We start from the raw sequence: 21,432 nt of genomic DNA, 5'->3' as shown, positions 1-21,432 counted from the left end.
ATGAGGGACGCCTGGGGTCTGTGTAAACGATAATTGTCCCATGCCCCAGATCACACTCACCCCCGCCCAGCGCAAAGTCCACCGAGCCGAGGCCCACCACCTCGATCCCGTCGTCCACATCGGGGGTGACGGTCTGAGCGCCTCGGTGAAGAAAGAAGCCGATGCCGCGCTCAAGGCCCACGGCCTGATCAAGATCCGGGTGCTCAACGACGACCGCACCGCCCGCGAAGCCATGCTCCAGACCCTGGCCGACGAGCTGGACGCTGCGCCGATCCAGCACATCGGCAAGCTGCTGGTGCTCTGGCGCCCCATGCCGGAAAAGGAAAAAGTCGTCGACGAGGACCGCAAGCCGGGCCCGCGCGACGTCAAGGTGCTGAAATTCAGCAAGCGCGGCGGCCAGCGCCCCGAGGTCAAGGTGGTGCGCGTGCTGGGCAACCAGCGCCTCACGCCCGGTGGCCAGGTCAAGCGCGCCAAGGTCATGAAAAAGAGCGTGAAGAAGAGCGCGCAATCCCAATAGCCGCGATAGCCTCTGGCTCCCCGTTCGTGCAGGGCCGCGCCTTGAACTTCCCTCATACCGCCACATCTGAGAACGCATGAACGACCGAACCGCCCCAGCCACCCTCAATCCCCTGCTCGACTTCAGCGACCTGCCCCGCTTCGATGCGATCACGCCCGCGGCGGTGGGGCCCGCGATGGACCTGCTGCTGCAGGCGGCGAGCACGGCGCTGGAAGAGGTCACGGCACCCAGTTTTCCCAACGATTGGGCCCGGATTTCCCTCACGCTGGACGTGCCTGCGGAGCGCCTGTCGCGCGCCTGGGGCGCGGTGAGCCACCTCAACAGCGTGGCCGACACCCCCGAGTTGCGAGCCGCCTACAACGAGGCGCTGCCCAAGGTCACCGAGTTCTGGACGCGGTTGGGTGCCGACGAGCGCCTGTACGCCAAGTACAAGGCCATGGACCCCGCCACGCTCAATGCCGAACAGGCCCAGGCCCACCACAACGCCATGCGCGGCTTCGTGCTGGGTGGCGCGGCCCTGGAAGGTGAGGCCAAGGCCCGCTTTGCCTGGCTGCAGGAACGCCAGGCCGAACTGGCCCAGAAGTTCAGCGAAAACGCATTGGACGCCACCGACGCCTTTTCGCTGATCGCCACGGCCGACGAGATGGCCGGCGTGCCCGACGACGTGCTCCAGGCCACCGCCGCGGCGGCCCAGGCCGACGGCAAGACCGGCCACAAGCTCACGCTGAAGATGCCCTGCTACCTGCCGGTGATGCAGTTCGCCCACAGCAGCCCGCTGCGCGAGAAGCTCTACCGCGCCTACGCCACCCGCGCCAGCGATCAGGCCGCTGGCGAGGCGACCAAGTTCGACAACACCGCGATCATGGGCGAGCTGCTCGCCTTGCGCCACGAAGAGGCCCGCCTGCTGGGCTACCGCCATTACGCCGACGTGTCGCTGGTGCCCAAGATGGCCGAATCGCCCGAGCAGGTGATCGCCTTCCTGCGCGACCTCGCCGCTAAGGCCCGGCCCCACGCCGAGAAAGACCTGGCCGACCTGCGCGAATTCGCGGCCACCGAACTCGGCCTGAACGATCCCCAGGCCTGGGACTGGCCCTACATCGGCGAGAAGCTCAAGGAAGCGCGCTACGCCTTCAGCGAGCAGGAAGTCAAACCCTATTTCACCGCCCCCAAGGTGCTGGCCGGTCTGTTCCAGATCGTCGAGACCCTGTTCGAGGTGGCGATCCGCCCCGACCAGGCACCCGTGTGGAACCCGGGCGTGGCGTTCTACCGCATCGAGCGCTCGGGGCCTCAGGGCACCGAGCTGGTCGGGCAGTTCTACCTGGACCCGGCCGCCCGCACCGGCAAGCGGGGCGGCGCCTGGATGGACGATGTGCGCGCGCGCTGGCTGCGACCCGACACGGGCGTGCTGCAAACGCCGGTGGCGCACCTGGTCTGCAACTTCGCCGAGGGGGTGAACGGCAAGCCCGCGCTGCTCACGCACGACGACGTCATCACCCTGTTCCACGAGTTCGGCCACGGCCTGCACCACATGCTCACGAAAGTGAACGAGCGCGATGTCTCCGGCATCAGCGGCGTGGAGTGGGACGCGGTCGAACTGCCCAGCCAGTTCATGGAGAACTTCTGCTGGGAGTGGGATGTGCTCAAGCACATGACGGCCCACGTGGACACCGGCGAGCCGCTGCCGCGCGCGCTGTTCGACAAGATGCTGGCCGCCAAGAACTACCAGAGCGGCCTGCAGACGCTGCGCCAAGTAGAGTTCTCACTGTTCGACATGCTGCTGCACAGCCTGCCCGAGCCCGCCGCCAGTGGTGCGGCCATTCTGGCGCTGCAGCAACAGGTGCGCGACGAAGTGGCCGTGCTGCAACCGCCGGCCTACAGCCGCACGCCGCACACCTTCAGCCACATCTTCGCCGGCGGTTATTCCGCAGGCTACTACAGCTACAAATGGGCCGAAGTGCTGTCGGCCGATGCCTACGCCGCCTTCGAGGAAGCGGCGCTGCAAAATGGCCACAGCACGCTGGACGTCGCCACGGGGCGCCGCTATCGTCAGGCGATCCTGGAAGCCGGCGGCAGCCGCCCGGCCATGGAATCGTTCAAGGCCTTCCGGGGCCGCGAGCCGAGCATCGACGCCCTGCTGCGCCACCAGGGCATGGCTTGATTTGTCCCGTGGCCTGCCGATAGGAACCGCCATGAACGCCCATTGCCCCGCGCCCCGACTGCTTGCCCTGGCCGTGCTGGCCAGCCTGCTCGCCGCACCCGTGCTCGCGCAAGGCGTCTACCGGATCGTGGGGCCGGACGGCAAGGTCACCTACTCCGACCAACCACCGCCGGCGACCACCCCGGCACGGCCCGTGGGCGGCACGGCGGCGGGCGTCTCCGCCGGCGCAAGCGCCCAATTGCCCTTTGAACTGCGCCAGACCAGCAGCCGCTACCCGGTCACGCTCTACACCGGTCGCGACTGCGCACCGTGCAACAGCGGGCGCAACCTGCTCAATGCGCGTGGCATTCCCTACAGCGAGAAGACGGTCGAGACGCCACAGGATGCTGAAGCGCTCAAGCGCCTCAGCGGCGAGGCCTCTCTGCCCTTCCTGACCATCGGCAGCCAGCAGATCAAGGGCTATTCGGACACCGAGTGGTCGCAGTTCCTGGACGCCGCCGGTTACCCCAAGCAATCCGCCCTGCCCTCCAGCTACCGCCGCCCGGCCGCCACGCCTCTGGTGGCAACGGCGCGACCCGCTGAAGCGGCAGGTGCGTCTTCTGCCGCGCGCGAGCAACCCGCAGCGCCCTCCGCACCGGCCGAAGTGCCCGTGACGCCACCCCCGCAGAACCCCGCCGGCATCCGTTTCTGATCACCGGGCCGCCTTCGGTGGCGGCCCACTCTCTCAGAACGTCAGCGTCTTCACGCCATCCGGCGTGCCCAGCAGGCACACGCCAGCCTTCTGGTGGGCGAACACCCCCACCGTCACCACGCCCGGCCATTGGTTGACCTGGCTCTCGAACGCCAGCGGGTCGGTGATCTGCAGGCCGGTCACATCCAGGATGTGCTGGCCGTTGTCGGTGACCAGGGGAGCGCCATCCTTCATCCGCACCTGGGCGGTACCGCTCATCTGCGCGAACTGGCGCACCACCCGGGCCGTCGCCATGGGGATCACCTCCACCGGCAAGGGGAAGCGGCCCAGCACCTTCACCAGCTTGGAGTCGTCGGCGATGCAGACGAAGCGGCGCGATTGCGCGGCCACGATCTTCTCCCGCGTGAGCGCGGCGCCGCCGCCTTTGACCATGTGGCCCTGGCCGTCGATCTCGTCCGCGCCGTCGATGTAGACCGAGAGTTCGCCCACGGCATTGGCCTCGAAGACCGGGATGCCCAGCGCCTTCAGGCGCGCGGTGGACGCCTCCGAGCTCGACACGGCGCCCGGGATCTGGTCCTTCATGCCGGCCAGCGCGTCGATGAACTTGTTGACGGTCGAGCCGGTGCCGACCCCCACGATGTCGCCCGGGGTCACGTATTGCAGGGCGGCCTGGCCCACCAGGGCTTTGAGTTCGTCTTGGGTCATTTGAGACAATCGGTTGGAACAACAAGTCGGATTATCCAATGTCGCTTCTTCCCTACGCTGTCGCACGCCCCTTTCTGTTCGGTCTGGACCCCGAAGCCGCCCACGAACTCACCCTGGGCTCCATCGCCCGGCTGCAGCATTCGCCGCTGACCTGCCTGTATGGCGAACCTCGGGTGCACGACCCGTACACGCTGGCAGGTCTGCAGTTCCCGAACCGCGTGGGACTGGCCGCCGGGCTGGACAAGAACGCGCGCTGCATCGACGGCCTGGCCGCCATGGGTTTCGGCTTCGTGGAGGTGGGCACCGTCACGCCCAAGGCCCAGGCCGGCAACCCCAAGCCCCGCATGTTCCGCCTGCCCAAGGCCCAGGCGCTGATCAACCGCCTGGGTTTCAACAACGAAGGCTTGGACGCGTTCATCGCCAACGTGAAACAGGCGCGCTTTCGCCAACAGAAGGGCGTGAGCCCCATGCTGCTGGGCCTGAACATCGGCAAGAACGCCAGCACGCCGATCGAGCGCGCGATCGACGACTACCTGATCTGCCTCGACGGGGTCTACCCCCACGCCGACTACGTCACCGTCAACATCTCCAGCCCCAACACGCAGAACCTGCGCAGCCTGCAGAGCGATGAGGCCCTGGACGCCCTGCTCGGCGCCGTCGCGGAGCGGCGCGAGCTGCTGGCACAGCGCCATGGACGCCGCATCCCGGTGTTCGTGAAGATCGCGCCGGACCTGGACGAAACGCAGGTCGAGATCATCGCCACCACGCTGATGCGCTACGGCGCCGACAGCGATGGCGTGGCCACCAGCGCCTTCGGCGTGATCGCGACCAACACCACATTGAGCCGCGAAGCGGTCGCGGGCCAGCCGCACGCCCAGGAAACCGGGGGCCTGTCGGGCGCCCCCGTGCTGCAGGCCAGCAACCGCGTGATCCGCCAGCTGCGCGCCTGCCTGGGCAAGAGCTTTCCCATCGTGGGCGTGGGCGGCGTGATGAGCGCGGACGATGCGGTGAGCAAGATCCAGTCGGGTGCCAACATCGTGCAGATCTACACCGGCCTGATCTACCAGGGCCCCTCCCTGGTCTGGGAATCGGCGCGGGCGATCCAGGCCCTGGCCGACAGCTGATCAGGCCAACGCAACCACCTGGTCCGCGATGGCCAGGCAACTGGTCAGGCCCGGGGACTCGATGCCGAACAGGTTGACCAGCCCCGGCACCCCATGCACCGCCGGCCCCTGGATCACGAAGTCGGCCGCCGGCTCATGCGGACCGCTGATCTTGGGCCGCATGCCCGCATAGCCCGGCTGCAAGGCACCATCGGGCAGGCCGGGCCAGTAGCGGCGGACCTCCGCATAGAACGCCTCACCCCGGGCCGGGTCCACCTGCAGGTCGTCGGCCCGATCGACCCACTGCACGTCCGGCCCGAACTTGGCCTGTCCACCCAGGTCCAGCGTGAGGTGCACGCCCAGACCGGCCAGGTGCTTGTCCGGCTCGGGCGCGGGGTAGATCAAATGCTCAAAAGGGGATCGGCCCGACAAGGTGAAGTAGTTGCCCTTGGCGAACCAGGCCCTGGGCACGTGGTCGGCCGCCAGTCCGCGGATGCGCAAGGCCAGATCGCAGGCGCCAAGACCGGCGGCATTGATCACCGTGCGCGCGCGCAGGCGCGTGCCGTCGACGGTCTGCACGTCGATGCCAGCATCGGTTGCCGCGAGGTGATCCACCTGCGCGTGGCACACCACCATGCCGCCCGCGTGCTCCAGATCGCCTTGCAGCGAGAGCATGAGGCCATGGCTGTCCACGATGCCTGTGGAGGGTGAATGCACCGCGCCCAGGCACTCCAGTTCTGGTTCGAGTTCACGCGCCTGCTCGCGGTTGAGCAGCCGCAGGTCGTGCACCCCGTTCGCGCGGGCCTTCTCGATGATCGATGGCAACGCCGCCAGCTGCGAAGCCGTGTTGGCCACGATGAGCTTTCCGCAACGCCGGTGGGCAATGCCCCGCTCCGCGCAATAGGCGTACAGGGCGTGCTTGCCCTGAACGCAGAGCTGCGCCTTGAGCGAGCCCGCCGGGTAGTAGATGCCGGCGTGAATGACCTCGCTGTTGCGCGAACTCGTGCCCGTGCCGATGTCGGCCTCGCGCTCGAGCACCATCACCTCGCGCCCCGCCAGCGCCAGGGCACGCGCCACGGCGAGCCCCACCACACCGGCGCCCACCACCAGGGCATCGACCTGTTCGATCGCAGCGCTCATGGGAAGGCCTCAGCGGTGGCGATCCACCAGTTCCTGCACATAGCGCGCGGGAATGGCATACGAGATGCCGGAGGGCTGGCTCAGCGCCGACTCGCGCGTGTTCTTGATGAGCACCATGTTCATCACCCCCATCACCTCGCCCGTGTCCGGATCGAACAAGGGCCCGCCGCTGTTGCCCGGGTAGGCCGTGGCGTCGAGCTGGAAGATGTCGAAAGTGCCATTGCGCAGGCTGCGGATGGCCTGCTCGCGCAGCCGCTCTGCCGACGGGCTGGGCAACGCCGCCGAGGTGATGGTGGACACGGTCGCGCGGTGCGTGACGTGCGAGAACCCCAATGAGCCTCCAATCGGAAAACCCATGAAGGCCAGGTCATCGCCCTCTCTCACGCGCCGGGAATCGCCGATCTTGAGCGCGGGCCCGGGCGCGCCCGACACGCGCAGCAGCGTCAGATCGCGCGCCACATCGGTCTCCAGCACCGTGGCCGTGCGCATCTGCCAATCGCCCTGCCCCACGCGCACCTGAACCACCAGCGACGCCTCGTCGGCCTCCGACGGCAGCACATGGGCATTGGTCACCACCAGATCACCGCGCGCGACCAGAAAGCCCGCGCCCCGCAGTTGAAACCGCGGGTTGTCCGTGGTCCTGAACGTGCCGACCAGCACCACCGACGGCTTCACGCGCACCACCGTGTCGGCCAACCCCGCCCAGGCGCCGGCCCCGCCCAGGAGAGCGATCATCCCGAGGCCCAAAGCATGGAAAAGGCGTCGTTTCATTTCGCGTCCACGGGCTCGGCCCGCATCGATTTGACCAGCTTGCGCAACAGATGCCATATCAACATGACCGGCGGCATGCGCAGCCAATGACCGCGCAGGTACAGGACGAACCGGGCGGTGGGCGTCCATGCATCCGATGCGGACGCATGGGCGGGGCGCAAGGCGCGCAGGAAGAGCGCATCCATCATGCGCTGGCGCCAGGGCGCCATGCGCACAGCGGGGCTGGCGCGCAGCGCCTCGGTCACCGCCGGGGGGATGGGCGCATCGAGCAGCAGGCCGACATAGCGCAAGGCCTGGTGCAGCGGCCATTCCAGTTGCAAGGCGCGAGCCCGCGCAAGCAATTCGGGCCAGAAGTCCGGATTCGCGGCGAACTCACGCAGCAATGCCTCCAGATCGACCAGCCCCCGAAGACCCAGCTCCAGATCGCCCTCGTGGAACAGGTGCGCCGCGCTGTGCAGCACCATGTCGGCCGGGCACAGCACCTGGATCCGCGGATCGTCACCCACCGGCCGGGCACTGGCCAGCAGCAGGCCGGAGTCGGGCTTGAGCCGAGCCGTCAGCGGCATGATGGCGTGGTGGACATCGAGCACCGTGCCACGCTTCATGTGCTTGAGCGGCGGCAGCTCGTGCATCCAGGTGCGGTAGTAGCGCTGGTCGTAGGCGTCGCGGTTCATGGACACCCAGCCACCCATCATCAGCGCCGACTCCACCTCCGCCAGGCGCTGCCTGGGCACCAGGATGTCCACGTCCGACACCATGCGGCCCCGCGAGGCATCCAGCCCGGCCATGGTGTAGGCCGCGCCCTTGAGCAGCACCGCCGGCAAACCCATGGGCTCCAGCGCGCGCGCAATCTCGACCACCTCGTAGCGCAGCTCGGTGTGCTGTCGGGCCGCCAGCGCCATGGCCGAGCCAAGATGCCGTCGGGGCGCCGCCGGCAAATCATCCCAGTCGCCCGAGGCCTGAGCACCGCTGCCGATGCGGGCGAGCACGTCGGCCTGACGGGCCTGACGAATGAGCAGATCCCAGGCGCCTGGGCCCAAGGCGCCCAGGCTGTCCGGCCGTTTCAGGGCCGCCACGAGGGTATCGATGCGGGGCAGCGTCATGCGGGTGTGGCGGCAAGGGCCTCGAACCAGGCAATGGCCTCGTCGAGGTGGCCGTATTGCAAGTCATGGCAGCCGCACTCGTCCACCAGCGCCGCCAAGGCTTGAAAGCCAGCACGCCCATGCACGTGGTGGTTGAAACTGTTGGACGCGAGCTCCACCAGCGCGCTGGGCTTGGGACGCGCTTCCACGGTCAGCGGGGCCTCTCGCTTGAACTGGGGGAAGATCACCCAGGCCGGCCGGGCCGGCTGGTCTGCGCGCGCGAGGCTGTCCGGCGAAATGCGCATGTGGGCCACCGTGCCCTTCATCGTGTCCCGGGCCACGGGGCCGAAGTTCGCATTGGGCGCCCGTTTCCGGATGACCTCGATCGACTCGTTCTTCAGGCTCACCGGGCGCGGCGACGGAGTCACCAGGCCCGACACCGGATCGAGCAAGGCCATTTCGTCGGACAACAGACGCCAGCCACTCAGCATGAGGGCCGCGCACAGCGTGCTCTTGCCCGAGCCCGGTGGCGCTGGCAGGACGAGCACCCGCCCGCCCCGCTCCAGCACCGCCGAATGGATCGTGATCCAGGTGTGGCAATAGCTGGTCACGCACCAGTTCATGCCCCACTCCAGAAACGCGAACGCCTCGCCGTACGCCAGGGGCGTGAACGGCTGGAAGCCGTCCATCTCGAACACACAGACCGTCTTGAGCAGGTGGCGCTTGGGCTTCACCTTCACGTGGAAGTCGGCAAAAACGTCTTCCCCCGTCAACACCTCATGGTCGGGATAGAGCGCCTGCAAGCCCTGCGCGACCACCGGAATGGGGCTGCGGATGTGCATGACAAAGGGGGGGACGCGCAGAAAGAGACCGTCGGAACACAGGCGGTGCGCCAGTTCCGCTGGAGGGAGTGCGGCCAGCGCCTGCGTGGACCTTACCCCTGCGTGCACTCGACCAGACCCATGGACTCGAATTGCACAAGCAAGGACTGCAGCATGTCCAGTTCCTCGGCCGCGGGCTCGACAAGGCCCATGGCTTGGGCGAGGCTTTGGGCATCGCGGGCCTGCCCAGCCTGGATCAGGCCAAACGCCTCGCCAGCGATGGGCGTCAGCGCGTGGAGACTGCCGCTGGCGTCGTCGTACACGACCACACCATCCGGCCAATGCTGAATCGCGAAATGATCGGCCCGGGCACAACCGAAGTTGACCTGAGCCTGAGCCAGGGTCACAGGAAGGCTGGACCGTAGATCATGTCAAAGTAGGCCATCGTCTGCGACAGCGTCCAGGTCGTCCCCGCAAAGGGCGACCACACACCTTGACCATTCCAGATCGCGCGGCACTGGCTCTTGGTCAAGAGCACGCGCGTCGAGTCGTTGTTGAACGCGGTGGCCGTCAGGAAAGCGGCCGCCACATGGCGCGCCAATGCCGCGTTGTTGCGGTTGCCGCCCTGGTCGAGCACTTCCTGGATCGTCATCTTGCCGTAGACGTTGCCGGGATCGCGCGTGAAGCCCGTGGTCGTGGACAGGAACTTAGTTTCCTTGAACTTCGTAGCCAGGCCCGCTTCGCTGTTCTTCCAGTAGCCATGCGACTTGCATTCGTAGTCGGTCTTGATCGCACGCCCCTGGCTGACCTTCATGTGCGCGGCGGCCAGCGACGAGAACGACGACGGGCGGATGCAGGTATGGTCACCAGCCAGCACGCTGTTGCTCTTCAAGGCGGCCATCACAGGGGCAGCCGACAGACCTGCGCGCACCAGACGGCGACGCGACACGCCAGAAGCGGGTTGCTGAGACGGAGTGGAAGAATCGATCATCTTGTTTACCTCTCTTGCAAGACAGGCCCAGGTGCGGATGGAAGCCCAATGGGTGCTTGAGCCTTTGGTAGCGTAAGTATAGACCACGCGCAACAAAAAGTAAGCAAATACGGGTCAAAAGCGGACATATTGCCGGTTTGGCGCTCCCTCAAAATGGGGAGAATTCTGTCAGACCCGTGTGACGATTTGATAGCACTTTCTCAACAAGTGCGCAAAGCGTTTTGATTTTCTTGGGATTCGGTTTTTCCGCAGGAACAAAAAACAGAAAAGCCCGGAATCTTTCGATTCCGGGCTTTCGTAAAAATGGTCGGCGTGGCGGGATTCGAACTCGCGACCCCTTGCACCCCATGCAAGTGCGCTACCAGGCTGCGCTACACGCCGACAAGCCTCAAATTATAGCGTCCAAATGAGGGCAAATCAGGCAGAGTGCCTCAGAAGCTCACGAATTTCAAGCAGTTCACGCCGAACGTCGTGCAGGAGGCCGCCTGAACCGGTGTGCACGGGGTACTCGGCTTCGATCAAGGGGATCACCACGTCACCATGAACGACTTCATCGAGGTCGATCACATCGATGGCCTCATCTTCCTCGTTGCGGCGCTTGTCGCGCTCGGCCTGAACGATTTCCTGCAGCTTGTTGCGTGCACCGCTGATGGTGAACCCCTGGTCGTACAGAAGCTCGCGGATGCGGCGGATCATCAACACCTCATGGTGCTGGTAATAACGGCGATTGCCGCGCCGCTTCATGGGTCTGAGCTGCGTGAACTCCTGCTCCCAGTACCGCAGCACGTGCGGCTTGACGCCACACAGCTCGCCCACTTCACCAATGGTGAAGTAGCGTTTGGCGGGAATGGGTGGAAGCGTTTTTTCCATGAAAATCAAGGCGGTACGGACCGAACCTTGAAATCTACTCTAACTGGTGCGTGTGTGCACGGCATGGTGAACATTTCCGTGTGAAATGTTGCAACGGCCCCGCCCGCCAACAAAAACGCCCCAAATCGGGGCGTTTTGTGTTGTGAAGACCGCAGTGGCGGCCGCTCGGCCGTTGCCGTCCCAGGGTGCGCTCAACCCCCAATGATGGCGGTCTGCACCTGTTCCTTGAGCTTGGGACTGGCGTGAAAGGTCACCACGCGGCGCGCTTCGATGGCCACGGGCTCACCCGTTCTCGGGTTGCGCCCGGGCCTGGGCGCCTTGGTGCGGATCTGGAAATTGCCGAAACCCGAAATCTTCACATCGGTGCCGTTCACCAGGCTGTCGGTGATCAGATCGAAGAAGGCATCGATCATGTCCTTGGATTCGCGCTTGTTCAGGCCAATCTGGTCGAACAGCAGCTCCGCGAGCTGTGCCTTGGTCAGGGCGGGCGTTTCCAGGCTTTCCACAGCGAGTTCCATGCGGGCATTCTCCATTTTGTTCGTATCAGGCGCGCAACCGGCCAGCCACTCGCTTGGCCACCGCCTCAACAGCGGCGTTGACGGTCGCGTCGATGTCCTCTTCGGTCAGTGTAGCGTCGTCGCGGTTGAGCACCAGCCGCACCGCCAGGCTTTTTTCATCCGCGGCAAGCGACCCCGCGGGCGTGCTCTCGGTCGACGTTTGCTTCTTGGGCCGGTACACGTCGAACAGCACGACGTCGCGCAACCAGGGGCTCGCCGGCGCGCGGATCGCCTCCAGCACGGCGGCGTGGGTCACCGACTCCTTGACCACGATGGCCAGATCGCGCTCCACCGCCTGGTAGCGGCTCACCGCCTGGTAGGCCGGCACGGGGCGGTCCAGCACGGCATCGAGCTCCAGCTCGAACAGCACCGGAGCCTGCGCCACCTCGTAGCCCTGGCGCCAGCGGGGGTGCAGTTCACCGACATGGCCGATGCAGCGGTCGTCCAGCCAGACGCTGGCGCAGCGCCCCGGGTGCATCGCCGGGTGTTCGGCCACCTTGAACTCAGGCCGGCGCGGGGCCAGCAAGGCCTGCACATCGCCCTTCACGTCGAAGAAGTCCACGGCGCGTTCGGCGGTGCCCCATTGAAGCGTGTCGGTGGCACCGTAGGCCAGGCCAGCCACGCGCATGGGCTGGCGGAAGCCGGCCACGGTCGTGTCGCTCTCGACGATGGAGGCGTCCTTGAAGAACACACGCCCAACTTCGAACAGGCGCACGCGATCGGTCCGCCGATCCAGGTTGAATTTGAGGACCGACAGCAAGCTGCCGAGCAAAGACGAGCGCATCACGCTCATCTGGCTGGCGATCGGGTTCAGCAGGCGGATCGGATCGGCATTGCCGGCCAGTTCGCGCTCCCAACGCTCTTCCACGAAGCTGAAATTGATGGTTTCCTGATAGCCCAGCTGCGCCAGGCTGCGGCGAACCGCAAACGGACCGCGGCGCGCCTCGGTGCGGATCTTGGCCGTGATGGGCGCCAGCGGCGGCGTGTCGGGCAACTTCTCGTAGCCGACGATGCGGGCGACCTCTTCGATCAGGTCTTCTTCGATCTGCAGGTCGAAACGGTAGGCGGGCGGCATGACCGTGAGCACGCCATCGCCCTCTTCCACTGGCAAGCCCAGGCGGCGCAGGGCACCCGCGCACTGGGCCTGGTCGACCGGCATGCCGATGACCTTGGCCGCGCGCGCCACCCGCAGGCTCACGGGTTGCGGCGTGGGCAGTTGCACCACGTGGTCGTCCAGCACGGCGGCCTGACCACCGCAGATGTCCAGCACCAGCTGCGTGATGCGCTCCACGTGCTCGCGCGTGGTGGACGGGTCCACACCCCGCTCGAACCGGTGACCGGCGTCGGTGGAGAAGTTGTAGCGGCGTGACCGGCCCGCAATGGACTTGGGCCACCAGAAGGCGGCTTCGATGTAGATGTTCTGCGTGTCGTCCGACACCGCCGTGGAGTCGCCGCCCATGATGCCGGCCAGCGATTCAACGCTTTGATCGTCCGCGATCACACCAACCTGCGCGTCCACCGCGACCGTGTTGCCATTGAGCAGCTTGAGCGATTCGCCTTCCCGACCCCAACGCACCTGCAGCCCACCATGGATCTTGTCGAGATCGAAGATGTGGGACGGGCGGCCCAGTTCGAACATCACGTAGTTGGAGATGTCCACCAGCGGCGAGACGCTGCGCTGGCCGCAACGCGCCAGCCGCTCGACCATCCAGGCCGGCGTGGTGGCTCGGGTGTTCACGCCACGCACGATGCGCCCGGTGAAACGGCCACACAGGTCGGGGGCTTCCACGCGCACCGGCAGGCGATCCTGCAGCGGTGCCGCCACCGCCGGAAACGCCGGCTCGATCAGAGGCGAGCCGGTGAGCGCCGACACCTCGCGGGCAATGCCGTACACGCTCAGGCAATGCGCGAGGTTGGGCGTGAGCTTGAGCGTGAACAGCATGTCGTCCAGCGAGAGCTGTTCGCGGATGTCACGCCCCACGGGCGCGTCGGCCGGCAGCTCCAGCAGACCGCCATGGTCTTCGGACAGCTTGAGCTCGCGCGCCGAGCACAGCATGCCCTGGCTCTCCACGCCGCGCAGCTTGCCCAGCTTGATCTGGAACGGCTTGCCGTCTTCACCGGGTGGCAGCTCGGCCCCCACCAGCGCGCAGGGCACCTTGATGCCCACGCGGGCATTGGGTGCACCACAGACGATGTTGAGCAGACTGCCCTGCCCCACGTCCACCTGGCACACGCGCAGGCGATCGGCATTGGGGTGTTGCACGGCGTCCTTGATCTCGCCCACCACCACCTTGGTGAACGGTGGCGCCACCGGCTCCAGCTCTTCGACCTCCAGACCCGCCATGGTCAGGGTGTCGGCCAGTTGCTGGCTGGTCAGGGGTGGATTGCAGAAGGCACGCAGCCAGGATTCGGGAAATTGCATGTCGTGGTCTCAGCGGAACTGGGCGAGAAAACGGACGTCACCGTCGAAGAACAGACGCAGGTCGTTGACCCCGTAGCGCAGCATGGTCAGGCGGTCCGGCCCCATGCCGAAAGCGAAGCCGATGTAGCGCTCGGGATCCAGGCCCATGTTGCGCACCACGTTCGGGTGCACCTGGCCGGAGCCCGCCACCTCCAGCCAGCGCCCCGCCAGGGGACCGTGCTGGAATTGGATGTCGATCTCGGCGCTGGGCTCGGTGAACGGAAAGAAGCTGGGGCGGAAGCGCAGCACGAGATCGTCGGACTCGAAGAAGGTGCGGCAGAAATCCGTGAAGACGTACTTCAGGTCCTTGAAGCTGACGTTCTCACCGACCCACAGGCCTTCGCACTGGTGGAACATCGGCGAGTGCGTCGCATCGCTGTCCACCCGGTAGGTGCGGCCGGGCGCGATCACGCGGATCTCGGGCATGGAACGCCCCGCATCCAGGTCGGCGCGGTGGCGCTTGACGTGCTGCACCGCGTGGCGGATCTGCATCGGGCTGGTGTGCGTGCGCAGGAGGTTGGGCGCCTTCTCGCTGCCCCCCTCCACGTAGAACGTGTCGTGCATCGAACGCGCGGGATGGTCTTCCGGCGTGTTCAGGGCGGTGAAGTTGAACCAGTCGGATTCGATCTCGGGGCCATCGGCCACCTCGAAGCCCATCGAGCCGAAGATCGCTTCGATGCGCTCCAGCGTCAGGCTCACCGGGTGAAGACCACCCTGGCCGCGCTGGCGACCGGGCAAGGTGATGTCGAGCGCCTCGGCCTTGAGTTGCGCCTGCAACTCGGCATCGGCCAGGGCCTGGCGCCGCTCGGTCAGCGCGCCTTCGATCGCCTGCTTGGCCTGGTTGATGGCCGCGCCACGGGTCTTCTTCTCTTCCACGGAGAGCGCGCCCAGGCCCTTCATCAGCTCGGTGATGCGGCCCGACTTGCCCAGGTACTGGGCCTTGGCGTTTTCCAGATCGGCCGGCGTGGCGGCTTGAACAAACCCGGCACGGGCGCTCTCGACCAATGCGTCCAACTCGTTCATGTGTGTGCTTGAATCGTTGGGAAATAAAAAAGGGGTTGAAGCCAGCGAGGGAATCCCTCAAGCCTCAACCCCTTTGAGCGACGGGGCACACCGCCGTGAGGCGGCGCGCTCCTGCCGTGAATCAAGCGGCCAGCTTGGCTTTGACTTGCTCCACGATGCTGCCAAAGGCAGCCGGATCGTTCACCGCCAGATCGGCCAGCACCTTGCGGTCGATTTCGATCTGGGCCTTCTTCAGGCCGTTGGCGAATTGGCTGTACGTCAGGCCGCAAGCACGGGCACCCGCGTTGATACGGGCGATCCACAGTTGACGGAAGACGCGCTTTTTCGTGCGGCGATCGCGGTAGGCATATTGCCCAGCCTTCATCACCGCCTGTTTGGCGATGCGGAAGACGTTGCCGCGGCGGCCGCGGAAACCTTTGGCCAGAGCCAGAACCTTTTTGTGTCGGGCGCGAGCCGTTACACCACGTTTGACGCGAGGCATGTGTGTTCTCCTTGTTCGTCGTTGATCAAATGCCCGTGCCGGGCAGCATCTGTGCCATGTGACCCATGTTGGTCTCATGCACGGTGACTGCTCCACGCAGGTGGCGCTTGTTCTTGGTGGTCTTCTTGGTCAGGATGTGACGCTTGAAGGCTTGACCGCGCTTGACGGTGCCACCGGGACGAACGCGAAAACGCTTTTTCGCGCTGCTCTTGGTCTTCATTTTGGGCATCTTCATGCTCCTTTTCATTTGTGCTCGTGAGGCGCCGCGAACCTTCCGCGGACTTGTTGGCCCCGAGCCACTTTTATGGGCAGCCTTTCGGCTCCCCGATTCGGCGTCCGGCTTTTCAGCCAGCGCCTCGGACCGACAGGAGACTACCCTGCCCGTCCAATGCTGTTCTTGGCCGCCAACCGCCCTCAGGCGGCCGACTGGCTTGCCGCAGGCGCTGCAGCGGCCTCGGCGGGTTTGGCCGCTCCACCGGCCTTCTTGCGGCCGGGCGCGATCATCATGATCATCTGGCGCCCTTCGAGCTTGGGAAACTGCTCCACCACGATCGAATCGGCCAACTCATCGCGAATGCGGTTCAGCAGGGCCAGCCCCAGATCCTGGTGGGTGATCTCACGGCCGCGGAACCGCAGCGTGATCTTGCACTTGTCACCATCGTCCAGAAAGCGCCGGATGTTGCGCATCTTGATGTTGTAGTCGCCGTCGTCGGTACCGGGCCGGAACTTGATTTCCTTGATCTCGATGACCGTCTGCTTGGCCTTGGCTTCCGCCGCCTTCTTCTGCTCCTGGTACTTGAACTTGCCGTAGTCCATCAGGCGACACACCGGAGGGACGGCAGTGGCCGCGATTTCGACCAGGTCCACATCCAGCTCACCGGCCATGCGCAGCGCTTCCTGCAAACTGACGATGCCCAAGGGCTCGTTCTCGGGGCCGTTGAGGCGAACCTCAGGGGCCATGATTTCCCGGTTCAGTCTGTGTGCGCGCTCTTCACGTTGGCGGCGGTCGCGAAAGTTGGTAGCTATGGTGAGTTCCTTTGTGTGGGCCGGTTCAGGCGAATTGGCGGCCACCCGGCCGCCTCACGCACACGAAGTGCGCCATGGCAGCAGGGGCATCCAGCCAGATGTTTGAAATCAAACTTTGGATGAAACGTCAGCCGCGATCAATTTGGAAAAGGCTTCCAGCGGCATGACACCGAGGTCTTTGTTCCCTCGCGCCCGCACAGCCACGGCACCAGCTTCTTTCTCTTTGTCGCCCACGACAAGGATAAAAGGCAGCTTTTGCAACGCGTGCTCCCGTATTTTATACGTAATTTTCTCGTTGCGCAGGTCCGTCGTCACCCTAAGCCCTTGATTCTGCAGAGTTTTCGCGATTTCCAGACAGTATTCGGCCTGGGAATCGGTGATGTTGAGCACCGCCACCTGCACCGGCGCCAGCCAGGTGGGCAACGCGCCGGCGTGCTGCTCGATCAGGATGCCGATGAAACGCTCCAGGCTGCCGACGATGGCGCGGTGCAGCATGATGGGGCGGTGGCGCGCGCCGTCCTCCCCGACGAATTCGGCGTCCAGGCGCTCGGGCAGGTTCGGATCGACCTGCATCGTTCCGCACTGCCAGGGGCGGCCCAGCGCGTCCTTGAGGGTGTATTCGATCTTCGGACCGTAGAAGGCGCCCTCGCCCGGCAGGTACTCGAAGTCACAGCCCGAGGTGCGCAGGCCTTCGGCCAGCGCTTTTTCCGCGCGATCCCAGCTCTCTTCCGTGCCAATGCGCTTTTCCGGACGCGTGGAGAGCTTGTAGATGATGTCGGTGAAGCCGAAGTCCTTGTAGACCTTCTGCAGCAGCGTGGTGAAGGCCACCACCTCCGCCTGGATCTGGTCTTCCGTGCAGAAGATGTGGCCGTCGTCCTGGGTGAAGGCGCGCACGCGCATGATGCCGTGCAGGCCACCCGAGGGCTCGTTGCGGTGGCACTGGCCGAATTCACCAAAGCGCAGCGGCAGGTCGCGGTAGCTCTTGATGCCCTGCTTGAAGATCAGGATGTGGCCCGGGCAGTTCATCGGCTTGAGCGCGTAGTCGCGCTTTTCCGACTCCGTGACGAACATGTTCTCGCGGTACTTGTCCCAGTGGCCGGTCTTCTCCCACAGGCCCTTGTCCAGGATCTGCGGCCCCTTCACCTCCTGGTAGCCGTTCTCGCGGTACACACGGCGCATGTACTGCTCCACCTCCTGCCACACCGTCCAGCCCTTGGGGTGCCAGAACACCGTGCCCGGTGAGTGCTCGTCGATGTGGAACAGGTCCAGCTCGCGGCCCAGCTTGCGGTGGTCGCGCTTCTCGGCCTCTTCCAGCATGGTCAGGTACTGCTGCAGCTCGTCCTTGGTCGCCCAGGCCGTGCCGTAGATGCGCTGCAGCATCTCGTTGCGGTGGTCACCGCGCCAGTAGGCGCCGGCCACCTTCATGAGTTTGAAGTGCTTGAGCTTGCCGGTGCTGGGCACGTGCGGGCCACGGCACAGGTCTTCAAAAGCGCCTTCGCGGTACAGCGACACGTCCTCGTTGCTGGGAATGCTGGCAATGATTTCCGCCTTGTAGAACTCGCCCAGACCCTTGAAATACGCCACGGCCTCGTCGCGCGGCAGCACGCGGCGCACCACGGGCTCGTCCTTGGCGGCCAGCTCGGCCATGCGCTTTTCGATCGCCACCAAGTCTTCGGGCGTGAAGGGGCGCTTGTACGAGAAGTCGTAGAAGAAGCCGTGCTCGATCACCGGGCCGATGGTCACCTGCGCATCGGGAAACAACTCCTTGACGGCGTAGGCCAGCAAGTGCGCCGTCGAGTGGCGGATCACCTCCAGACCATCTGCGTCCTTCGCCGTGACGATGGACAGCGGGCTGTCCTGCGTGATGAGGTAGCTGGTGTCCACCACCTTGTCGCCGATCTTGCCGGCCAGGGCGGCCTTGGCCAAGCCGGTGCCGATCGAGGCCGCCACGTCGGCGACCGTGACCGGGCCGGAGTATTCGCGTTGGGAGCCGTCGGGGAGCGTGATGTGCAACATGGGGAGGTCCAGAAAACAAAAAAGCGCGGCAGGGGCCGCGCTGGTGTGGGGTGAAAAGGAAATCAATCGGGCAGGCGCGAACTGCAGGCCTCAGAGGGCCGTGGAGGTGGTCTCCATAGTTCGCGGTGTCATAACCAGATTGCCTTTCTCGCTCTTGCTGATTCAGAAGAACAAACATTTTCCCACAAAACCAGAACATACCGTCGCCCTGCCCGCCTCAGCGCCGCCGCATGCGCCAACGCGTCGTTTCTTCCTTGGAATTTCGGCACCGGGAAATTCCCATGGAGCCATTGGCTGACCATCAGTACCATTTGTTTGATTCTTATGTGAATCACAGTTTTATACATAAAACAATCGTTTCATTCCCGAAGGAGCACCCATCCATGCTTTCCCAGCTTCTCCGCCTCCCGCTTCTTGTCGGCAGCTTGTCCGTCCTCGCCGCGTGCGGCAGCACGCCCGGTGCTCGCAACGCCATGCCCGGCCCGGGCCAGGTGGTCAACGTCCAGCCCCAGACCCGGTCCCTGCTCACGGAATCCTCGCAACGCTGGATGGTGTCCTACATCACCACCTCGCATTCGGGGCAGAGCACCGTGGTCCAGGGCCTCATCGATCTGCCCAAAACGCCACCGCCGGCTGGCGGCTACCCGGTCGTGAGTTGGGGCACCGGCACCACCGGCGTGGCGCCGCAATGCGCCCCCTCTCTGGCGGCCTCGCCTTCCCGGCTCGAATACCAGAACCTGCTGCTGAAACAGGGGTACGCCGTACTGCGCACCGACTACGAGGGCTGGGGCGCCTTCGCAGGCCGGCCTGACCTCGAAGGCCGCAGCAACGCCTACGCCATGGCCGACCTCGTCACCGCCGCCCATGCCCTGCCCATCCAGCTCAGCAAGGAATGGATCGCCGCCGGGCACAGCCAAGGCGGGGGTGCAGTCATCTGGGTGGCATCGATGAAAGAGCGCACGCCGGCCTACCCGCTGAAGGCCGCCGTGGCGCTGGCACCCACCGGACCCGGCGTGCTGAAGTTCCTGAACGACGTGGTGGACGGCCAACCCGTCTCGGCCGGCGCTCAGCCCTTCGTCGCCATCACGGCCTTGGCGACGAAAGTGGCGGACCCGAGCCTCGATCTGGACAAGCTCACGCACCCCGCCATGAAGCCTCAGATCGAGGCGGCGAAGACCACCTGCATCGGCGGCTTGTTCGGCATGCCTGTGCTGGCGCCGGGCCAGTACCTGAAGAAGGGGCCGGAGTTCGACAAGATGGTGAAATTCTTTGCCGCGCAGGACCCTACCCAGCTCAAGCTGCAAGTGCCGGTGTTCATCGCCCAGGGCGAGAAGGACCAGACCACCGTCACGCCGCCCACGACGCGGCAGATGATGGGCGCTCTGTGTGGCAAGGGCGCGCGCATCCAGTACAAGGAGTACGCGGGCGAAGATCACGGCTCGGTGATCATGGCGTCGAGCGCGGATTCGCTGCGCTTCATCTCTTCCGTGCTGTCGAACCAGACGCCGGCCAACGACTGCCGCTGACAGGCCCTCGCGCTCCTTCCCCAAAGAACGCCACCCAGCCGGGTGGCGTTTCTGTTTTCTCGACCCGGCTTGCCGATTCAGCGCTTGGCCCGTTGGGCCGAGACAGCTTGCAGCTCACCGAGCTTGTTGCAGAGCGCCTCGAACCGCAGGTCCAGCTCGGTAAAAAGCATCTTCGGGTTCTCCAGCTTGGGCGCGAGCCCCTTCTCTCGATCCGTGTAGCGCTCCAGCGTGGCGGCCAGCTGATCGAGCTGGAGGGAAGCGTCAGAGGCGAGGACGGACACGCGAGCAGTGAAGTCGTTTCGGTTGCGCAGGTGTGTGAGCGCGTTGCGAACGAAGAGTTTGATTGACATGTTTCGTTGTGCCTTTTCTTACGGGTGGTGAATGCGGAGCCGTTGTGTCAACAAATCGACAGCAGTGACGCCGTGCCATTATTCTGAGGGATATATACAACAGAATCAAACGGTCCCTGAACCACCCTTGCCCATCTCAGAGGGCAAGCACCGTGGAACCAGATCAGGCACTTGGGCAGGCATTGCGCAGCCTGCGAACACGTCGCAAGTGGAGCCAGACGGAGCTCGCGCTTCGTGCCGACGTGGATCGGAGCTACCTCTCGCTGATCGAACTTGGGAAAAACAGTCCAAGCGTGCGGCTCATGTTCAAGCTTTGCGACGCACTTGACGTCACTCCTTCGGACCTCATGAAGGACGTCGAAAAGCGCATGCGCGCTCAGCGTGCCCGTTAACACCTGGCACGGTATGAACGTCGAGCCAGGCGGCCAAAAATCCGACTTCCCCATCCCCAACCTCGTCGGCGAGCGCATTCGCTCGCGACGGGAAGAGCTGGTGTGGCCTCAGGAAAAACTGGGTGCGGCCATCGACATCGACGAGTCGTCTGCCAAGAAAACGATGCGGCTGATTTGCTGCTGAGTGGTCTGACCATCGCCCCTAGCCGTCAACCGGGTCGTTCGGCGTCTCCAACGTGAGCTGATAAAAGGCCGCATCCAGCCATCGACCGAACTTGAAGGCAATCTGGGGCATGGTGCCGGTGTGCACGAAACCCAGTCGCTTATGCAGTTGAATGCTGCCCTCGTTAGAGGCGTCGATGCAGCCGACCATCGCGTGCATGCCAGCCGCTTTCGCTCGCTCCACCAACGTCCGCATGAGCAGTGGGCCAAGCTTGCGACCACGATGGTCCTTGTGGACGTAGACACTGTGCTCGACCGAGTACTTGTATGCGGGAAACGTCCTGAAGAAGCCCCACGAGGCAAAACCCAGCAAGGTTCCGTCCTCATCAAATGCGCCGATCACCGGAAATCCGTTGGCTCGCTTGGTCGCAAACCATGCAACCATGGCTGATGCTGGCCGCGGGACATAGTCATACAACGCGGTCGAAGTCACGATCGCATCGTTGAGGATGTCGAGAATGGCGCCGGCATGCTCTTCTTCCGTGCAGTCGTGAAGGCGAATTCCTGAGAGCGGCTCGATGGCTGTCAT

The 21,432-nt window shown here is 65.0% G+C and carries 24 protein-coding genes and 1 tRNA gene; 7 read left to right on the top strand and 18 right to left on the bottom strand.

From position 1 onward, the window contains the following. The first annotated feature begins 40 nt into the window (after positions 1–40). The 3 genes from AC3WPZ_RS17200 (at position 41) to AC3WPZ_RS17190 (ending at position 3,366) form a co-directional block, all read left to right on the top strand. Positions 41–517 carry a YhbY family RNA-binding protein gene (locus AC3WPZ_RS17200; protein ID WP_291112915.1) on the top strand — a complete coding sequence of 159 codons (477 nt, stop codon included), beginning with the start codon at positions 41–43 and terminating at the stop codon, positions 515–517. Between the two features lie 76 nt (positions 518–593). Beyond that, positions 594–2,675, top strand: coding sequence for a M3 family metallopeptidase (locus AC3WPZ_RS17195; protein WP_444686713.1), 2,082 nt, complete (start codon positions 594–596; stop codon positions 2,673–2,675). Between the two features lie 31 nt (positions 2,676–2,706). Further along, complete coding sequence (locus tag AC3WPZ_RS17190) at positions 2,707–3,366, top strand: glutaredoxin family protein (RefSeq protein ID WP_444686714.1); 660 nt, start codon at positions 2,707–2,709, stop codon at positions 3,364–3,366. Between the two features lie 33 nt (positions 3,367–3,399). On the opposite strand, the gene rpiA is transcribed toward AC3WPZ_RS17190, so the two are convergent. After that, positions 3,400–4,071 carry a ribose-5-phosphate isomerase RpiA gene (gene rpiA / locus AC3WPZ_RS17185; protein WP_382325207.1) on the bottom strand — a complete coding sequence of 224 codons (672 nt, stop codon included), beginning with the start codon at positions 4,069–4,071 and terminating at the stop codon, positions 3,400–3,402. 38 nt (positions 4,072–4,109) lie between these two features. Here rpiA and AC3WPZ_RS17180 point away from each other — a divergent pair, with 38 nt between their 5' ends. Beyond that, a complete protein-coding gene (locus tag AC3WPZ_RS17180; RefSeq protein WP_444686715.1) occupies positions 4,110–5,195 on the top strand; it encodes a quinone-dependent dihydroorotate dehydrogenase in 1,086 nt (361 codons plus the stop codon). Here AC3WPZ_RS17180 and AC3WPZ_RS17175 read toward each other — a convergent pair whose 3' ends face one another. From AC3WPZ_RS17175 to thrS, 15 genes are all read right to left on the bottom strand, one after another. After that, positions 5,196–6,314, bottom strand: coding sequence for an NAD(P)/FAD-dependent oxidoreductase (locus tag AC3WPZ_RS17175; protein WP_444686716.1), 1,119 nt, complete (start codon positions 6,312–6,314; stop codon positions 5,196–5,198). It lies immediately after the preceding gene. Between the two features lie 9 nt (positions 6,315–6,323). Beyond that, on the bottom strand, positions 6,324–7,049 hold the full coding sequence (locus AC3WPZ_RS17170) for a S1C family serine protease (protein WP_382157355.1): 726 nt from the start codon (positions 7,047–7,049) through the stop codon (positions 6,324–6,326). A 32-nt stretch (positions 7,050–7,081) separates the two neighbouring features. Then, a complete protein-coding gene (locus AC3WPZ_RS17165; RefSeq protein WP_444686717.1) occupies positions 7,082–8,188 on the bottom strand; it encodes a nucleotidyltransferase domain-containing protein in 1,107 nt (368 codons plus the stop codon). Beyond that, complete coding sequence (locus AC3WPZ_RS17160; protein WP_444686718.1) at positions 8,185–9,117, bottom strand: HprK-related kinase A; 933 nt, start codon at positions 9,115–9,117, stop codon at positions 8,185–8,187. Before AC3WPZ_RS17160 ends, AC3WPZ_RS17165 begins: the two co-directional genes overlap by 4 nt. Beyond that, entirely contained in the window at positions 9,102–9,395 is a 294-nt protein-coding gene (locus tag AC3WPZ_RS17155; protein ID WP_291112898.1) for an HPr-rel-A system PqqD family peptide chaperone, read from the bottom strand. Before AC3WPZ_RS17155 ends, AC3WPZ_RS17160 begins: the two co-directional genes overlap by 16 nt. Next, positions 9,392–9,979, bottom strand: coding sequence for a hypothetical protein (locus tag AC3WPZ_RS17150; protein ID WP_291112896.1), 588 nt, complete (start codon positions 9,977–9,979; stop codon positions 9,392–9,394). The genes AC3WPZ_RS17155 and AC3WPZ_RS17150 overlap by 4 nt, the downstream gene beginning before the upstream one ends. Before the next feature lie 304 nt (positions 9,980–10,283). Then, positions 10,284–10,360, bottom strand: a tRNA-Pro gene (locus tag AC3WPZ_RS17145). 36 nt (positions 10,361–10,396) lie between these two features. Further along, a complete protein-coding gene (locus AC3WPZ_RS17140) occupies positions 10,397–10,849 on the bottom strand; it encodes a MerR family transcriptional regulator (protein ID WP_291112894.1) in 453 nt (150 codons plus the stop codon). Positions 10,850–11,040: 191 nt separating this feature from the next. Continuing rightward, positions 11,041–11,367: an integration host factor subunit alpha gene (locus AC3WPZ_RS17135; RefSeq protein ID WP_297402608.1), complete on the bottom strand. Its 327-nt coding sequence runs from the start codon at positions 11,365–11,367 to the stop codon at positions 11,041–11,043. Positions 11,368–11,392: 25 nt separating this feature from the next. Beyond that, positions 11,393–13,828 carry a phenylalanine--tRNA ligase subunit beta gene (gene pheT / locus AC3WPZ_RS17130; protein ID WP_444686719.1) on the bottom strand — a complete coding sequence of 812 codons (2,436 nt, stop codon included), beginning with the start codon at positions 13,826–13,828 and terminating at the stop codon, positions 11,393–11,395. Positions 13,829–13,837: 9 nt separating this feature from the next. Next, positions 13,838–14,890 (bottom strand): phenylalanine--tRNA ligase subunit alpha, encoded by a 1,053-nt coding sequence (gene pheS, locus AC3WPZ_RS17125; protein ID WP_444686720.1) that lies wholly within the window; start codon positions 14,888–14,890, stop codon positions 13,838–13,840. Positions 14,891–15,011: 121 nt separating this feature from the next. After that, positions 15,012–15,371, bottom strand: coding sequence for a 50S ribosomal protein L20 (gene rplT, locus AC3WPZ_RS17120; RefSeq protein ID WP_086120609.1), 360 nt, complete (start codon positions 15,369–15,371; stop codon positions 15,012–15,014). Between the two features lie 25 nt (positions 15,372–15,396). Beyond that, positions 15,397–15,600: a 50S ribosomal protein L35 gene (rpmI, locus tag AC3WPZ_RS17115; RefSeq protein ID WP_159596967.1), complete on the bottom strand. Its 204-nt coding sequence runs from the start codon at positions 15,598–15,600 to the stop codon at positions 15,397–15,399. Positions 15,601–15,785: 185 nt separating this feature from the next. Further along, entirely contained in the window at positions 15,786–16,442 is a 657-nt protein-coding gene (gene infC / locus AC3WPZ_RS17110; protein ID WP_444691250.1) for a translation initiation factor IF-3, read from the bottom strand. A gap of 63 nt (positions 16,443–16,505) precedes the next feature. Then, the gene (gene thrS, locus AC3WPZ_RS17105) at positions 16,506–18,413 is read right to left on the bottom strand and encodes a threonine--tRNA ligase (RefSeq protein WP_444686721.1); all 1,908 of its coding nucleotides are present in this window, start codon (positions 18,411–18,413) and stop codon (positions 16,506–16,508) included. Between the two features lie 425 nt (positions 18,414–18,838). On the opposite strand from thrS, the gene AC3WPZ_RS17100 reads away from it, so the two are divergent. Beyond that, entirely contained in the window at positions 18,839–19,939 is a 1,101-nt protein-coding gene (locus AC3WPZ_RS17100) for an alpha/beta hydrolase family protein (RefSeq protein ID WP_444686722.1), read from the top strand. 77 nt (positions 19,940–20,016) lie between these two features. On the opposite strand, the gene AC3WPZ_RS17095 is transcribed toward AC3WPZ_RS17100, so the two are convergent. After that, a complete protein-coding gene (locus AC3WPZ_RS17095; protein ID WP_444686723.1) occupies positions 20,017–20,289 on the bottom strand; it encodes a hypothetical protein in 273 nt (90 codons plus the stop codon). A 152-nt stretch (positions 20,290–20,441) separates the two neighbouring features. On the opposite strand from AC3WPZ_RS17095, the gene AC3WPZ_RS17090 reads away from it, so the two are divergent. Together AC3WPZ_RS17090 and AC3WPZ_RS17085 are read left to right on the top strand one after the other, a co-directional pair. After that, positions 20,442–20,681 carry a helix-turn-helix domain-containing protein gene (locus AC3WPZ_RS17090; protein ID WP_444686724.1) on the top strand — a complete coding sequence of 80 codons (240 nt, stop codon included), beginning with the start codon at positions 20,442–20,444 and terminating at the stop codon, positions 20,679–20,681. Positions 20,682–20,694: 13 nt separating this feature from the next. Then, complete coding sequence (locus tag AC3WPZ_RS17085; RefSeq protein WP_444686725.1) at positions 20,695–20,865, top strand: helix-turn-helix domain-containing protein; 171 nt, start codon at positions 20,695–20,697, stop codon at positions 20,863–20,865. An 18-nt stretch (positions 20,866–20,883) separates the two neighbouring features. Here AC3WPZ_RS17085 and AC3WPZ_RS17080 read toward each other — a convergent pair whose 3' ends face one another. Beyond that, positions 20,884–21,432: a GNAT family N-acetyltransferase gene (locus AC3WPZ_RS17080; RefSeq protein ID WP_444686726.1), complete on the bottom strand. Its 549-nt coding sequence runs from the start codon at positions 21,430–21,432 to the stop codon at positions 20,884–20,886.

The organism is Hydrogenophaga sp. FW305-3-2-15-A-LB1 (assembly GCF_058787875.1).
This window is presented reverse-complemented; position numbering and strand designations above follow the sequence as displayed.

Bases quoted from the DNA above. Each gene is read 5' to 3' on its own strand.
- thrS (WP_444686721.1), bottom strand. From the start codon at position 18,413: ATGTTGCACATCACGCTCCCCGACGGCTCCCAACGCGAATACTCCGGC.
- rplT (WP_086120609.1), bottom strand. From the start codon at position 15,371: ATGCCTCGCGTCAAACGTGGTGTAACGGCTCGCGCCCGACACAAAAAG.
- AC3WPZ_RS17095 (WP_444686723.1), bottom strand. From the start codon at position 20,289: ATGTCAATCAAACTCTTCGTTCGCAACGCGCTCACACACCTGCGCAAC.
- AC3WPZ_RS17140 (WP_291112894.1), bottom strand. From the start codon at position 10,849: ATGGAAAAAACGCTTCCACCCATTCCCGCCAAACGCTACTTCACCATT.
- AC3WPZ_RS17180 (WP_444686715.1), top strand. From the start codon at position 4,110: ATGTCGCTTCTTCCCTACGCTGTCGCACGCCCCTTTCTGTTCGGTCTG.
- AC3WPZ_RS17200 (WP_291112915.1), top strand. From the start codon at position 41: ATGCCCCAGATCACACTCACCCCCGCCCAGCGCAAAGTCCACCGAGCC.
- AC3WPZ_RS17150 (WP_291112896.1), bottom strand. From the start codon at position 9,979: ATGATCGATTCTTCCACTCCGTCTCAGCAACCCGCTTCTGGCGTGTCG.
- AC3WPZ_RS17170 (WP_382157355.1), bottom strand. From the start codon at position 7,049: ATGATCGCTCTCCTGGGCGGGGCCGGCGCCTGGGCGGGGTTGGCCGAC.
- AC3WPZ_RS17080 (WP_444686726.1), bottom strand. From the start codon at position 21,432: ATGACAGCCATCGAGCCGCTCTCAGGAATTCGCCTTCACGACTGCACG.
- AC3WPZ_RS17085 (WP_444686725.1), top strand. From the start codon at position 20,695: ATGAACGTCGAGCCAGGCGGCCAAAAATCCGACTTCCCCATCCCCAAC.
- rpiA (WP_382325207.1), bottom strand. From the start codon at position 4,071: ATGACCCAAGACGAACTCAAAGCCCTGGTGGGCCAGGCCGCCCTGCAA.
- AC3WPZ_RS17195 (WP_444686713.1), top strand. From the start codon at position 594: ATGAACGACCGAACCGCCCCAGCCACCCTCAATCCCCTGCTCGACTTC.
- pheT (WP_444686719.1), bottom strand. From the start codon at position 13,828: ATGCAATTTCCCGAATCCTGGCTGCGTGCCTTCTGCAATCCACCCCTG.
- pheS (WP_444686720.1), bottom strand. From the start codon at position 14,890: ATGAACGAGTTGGACGCATTGGTCGAGAGCGCCCGTGCCGGGTTTGTT.
- AC3WPZ_RS17165 (WP_444686717.1), bottom strand. From the start codon at position 8,188: ATGACGCTGCCCCGCATCGATACCCTCGTGGCGGCCCTGAAACGGCCG.
- AC3WPZ_RS17135 (WP_297402608.1), bottom strand. From the start codon at position 11,367: ATGGAACTCGCTGTGGAAAGCCTGGAAACGCCCGCCCTGACCAAGGCA.
- rpmI (WP_159596967.1), bottom strand. From the start codon at position 15,600: ATGCCCAAAATGAAGACCAAGAGCAGCGCGAAAAAGCGTTTTCGCGTT.
- AC3WPZ_RS17190 (WP_444686714.1), top strand. From the start codon at position 2,707: ATGAACGCCCATTGCCCCGCGCCCCGACTGCTTGCCCTGGCCGTGCTG.
- AC3WPZ_RS17175 (WP_444686716.1), bottom strand. From the start codon at position 6,314: ATGAGCGCTGCGATCGAACAGGTCGATGCCCTGGTGGTGGGCGCCGGT.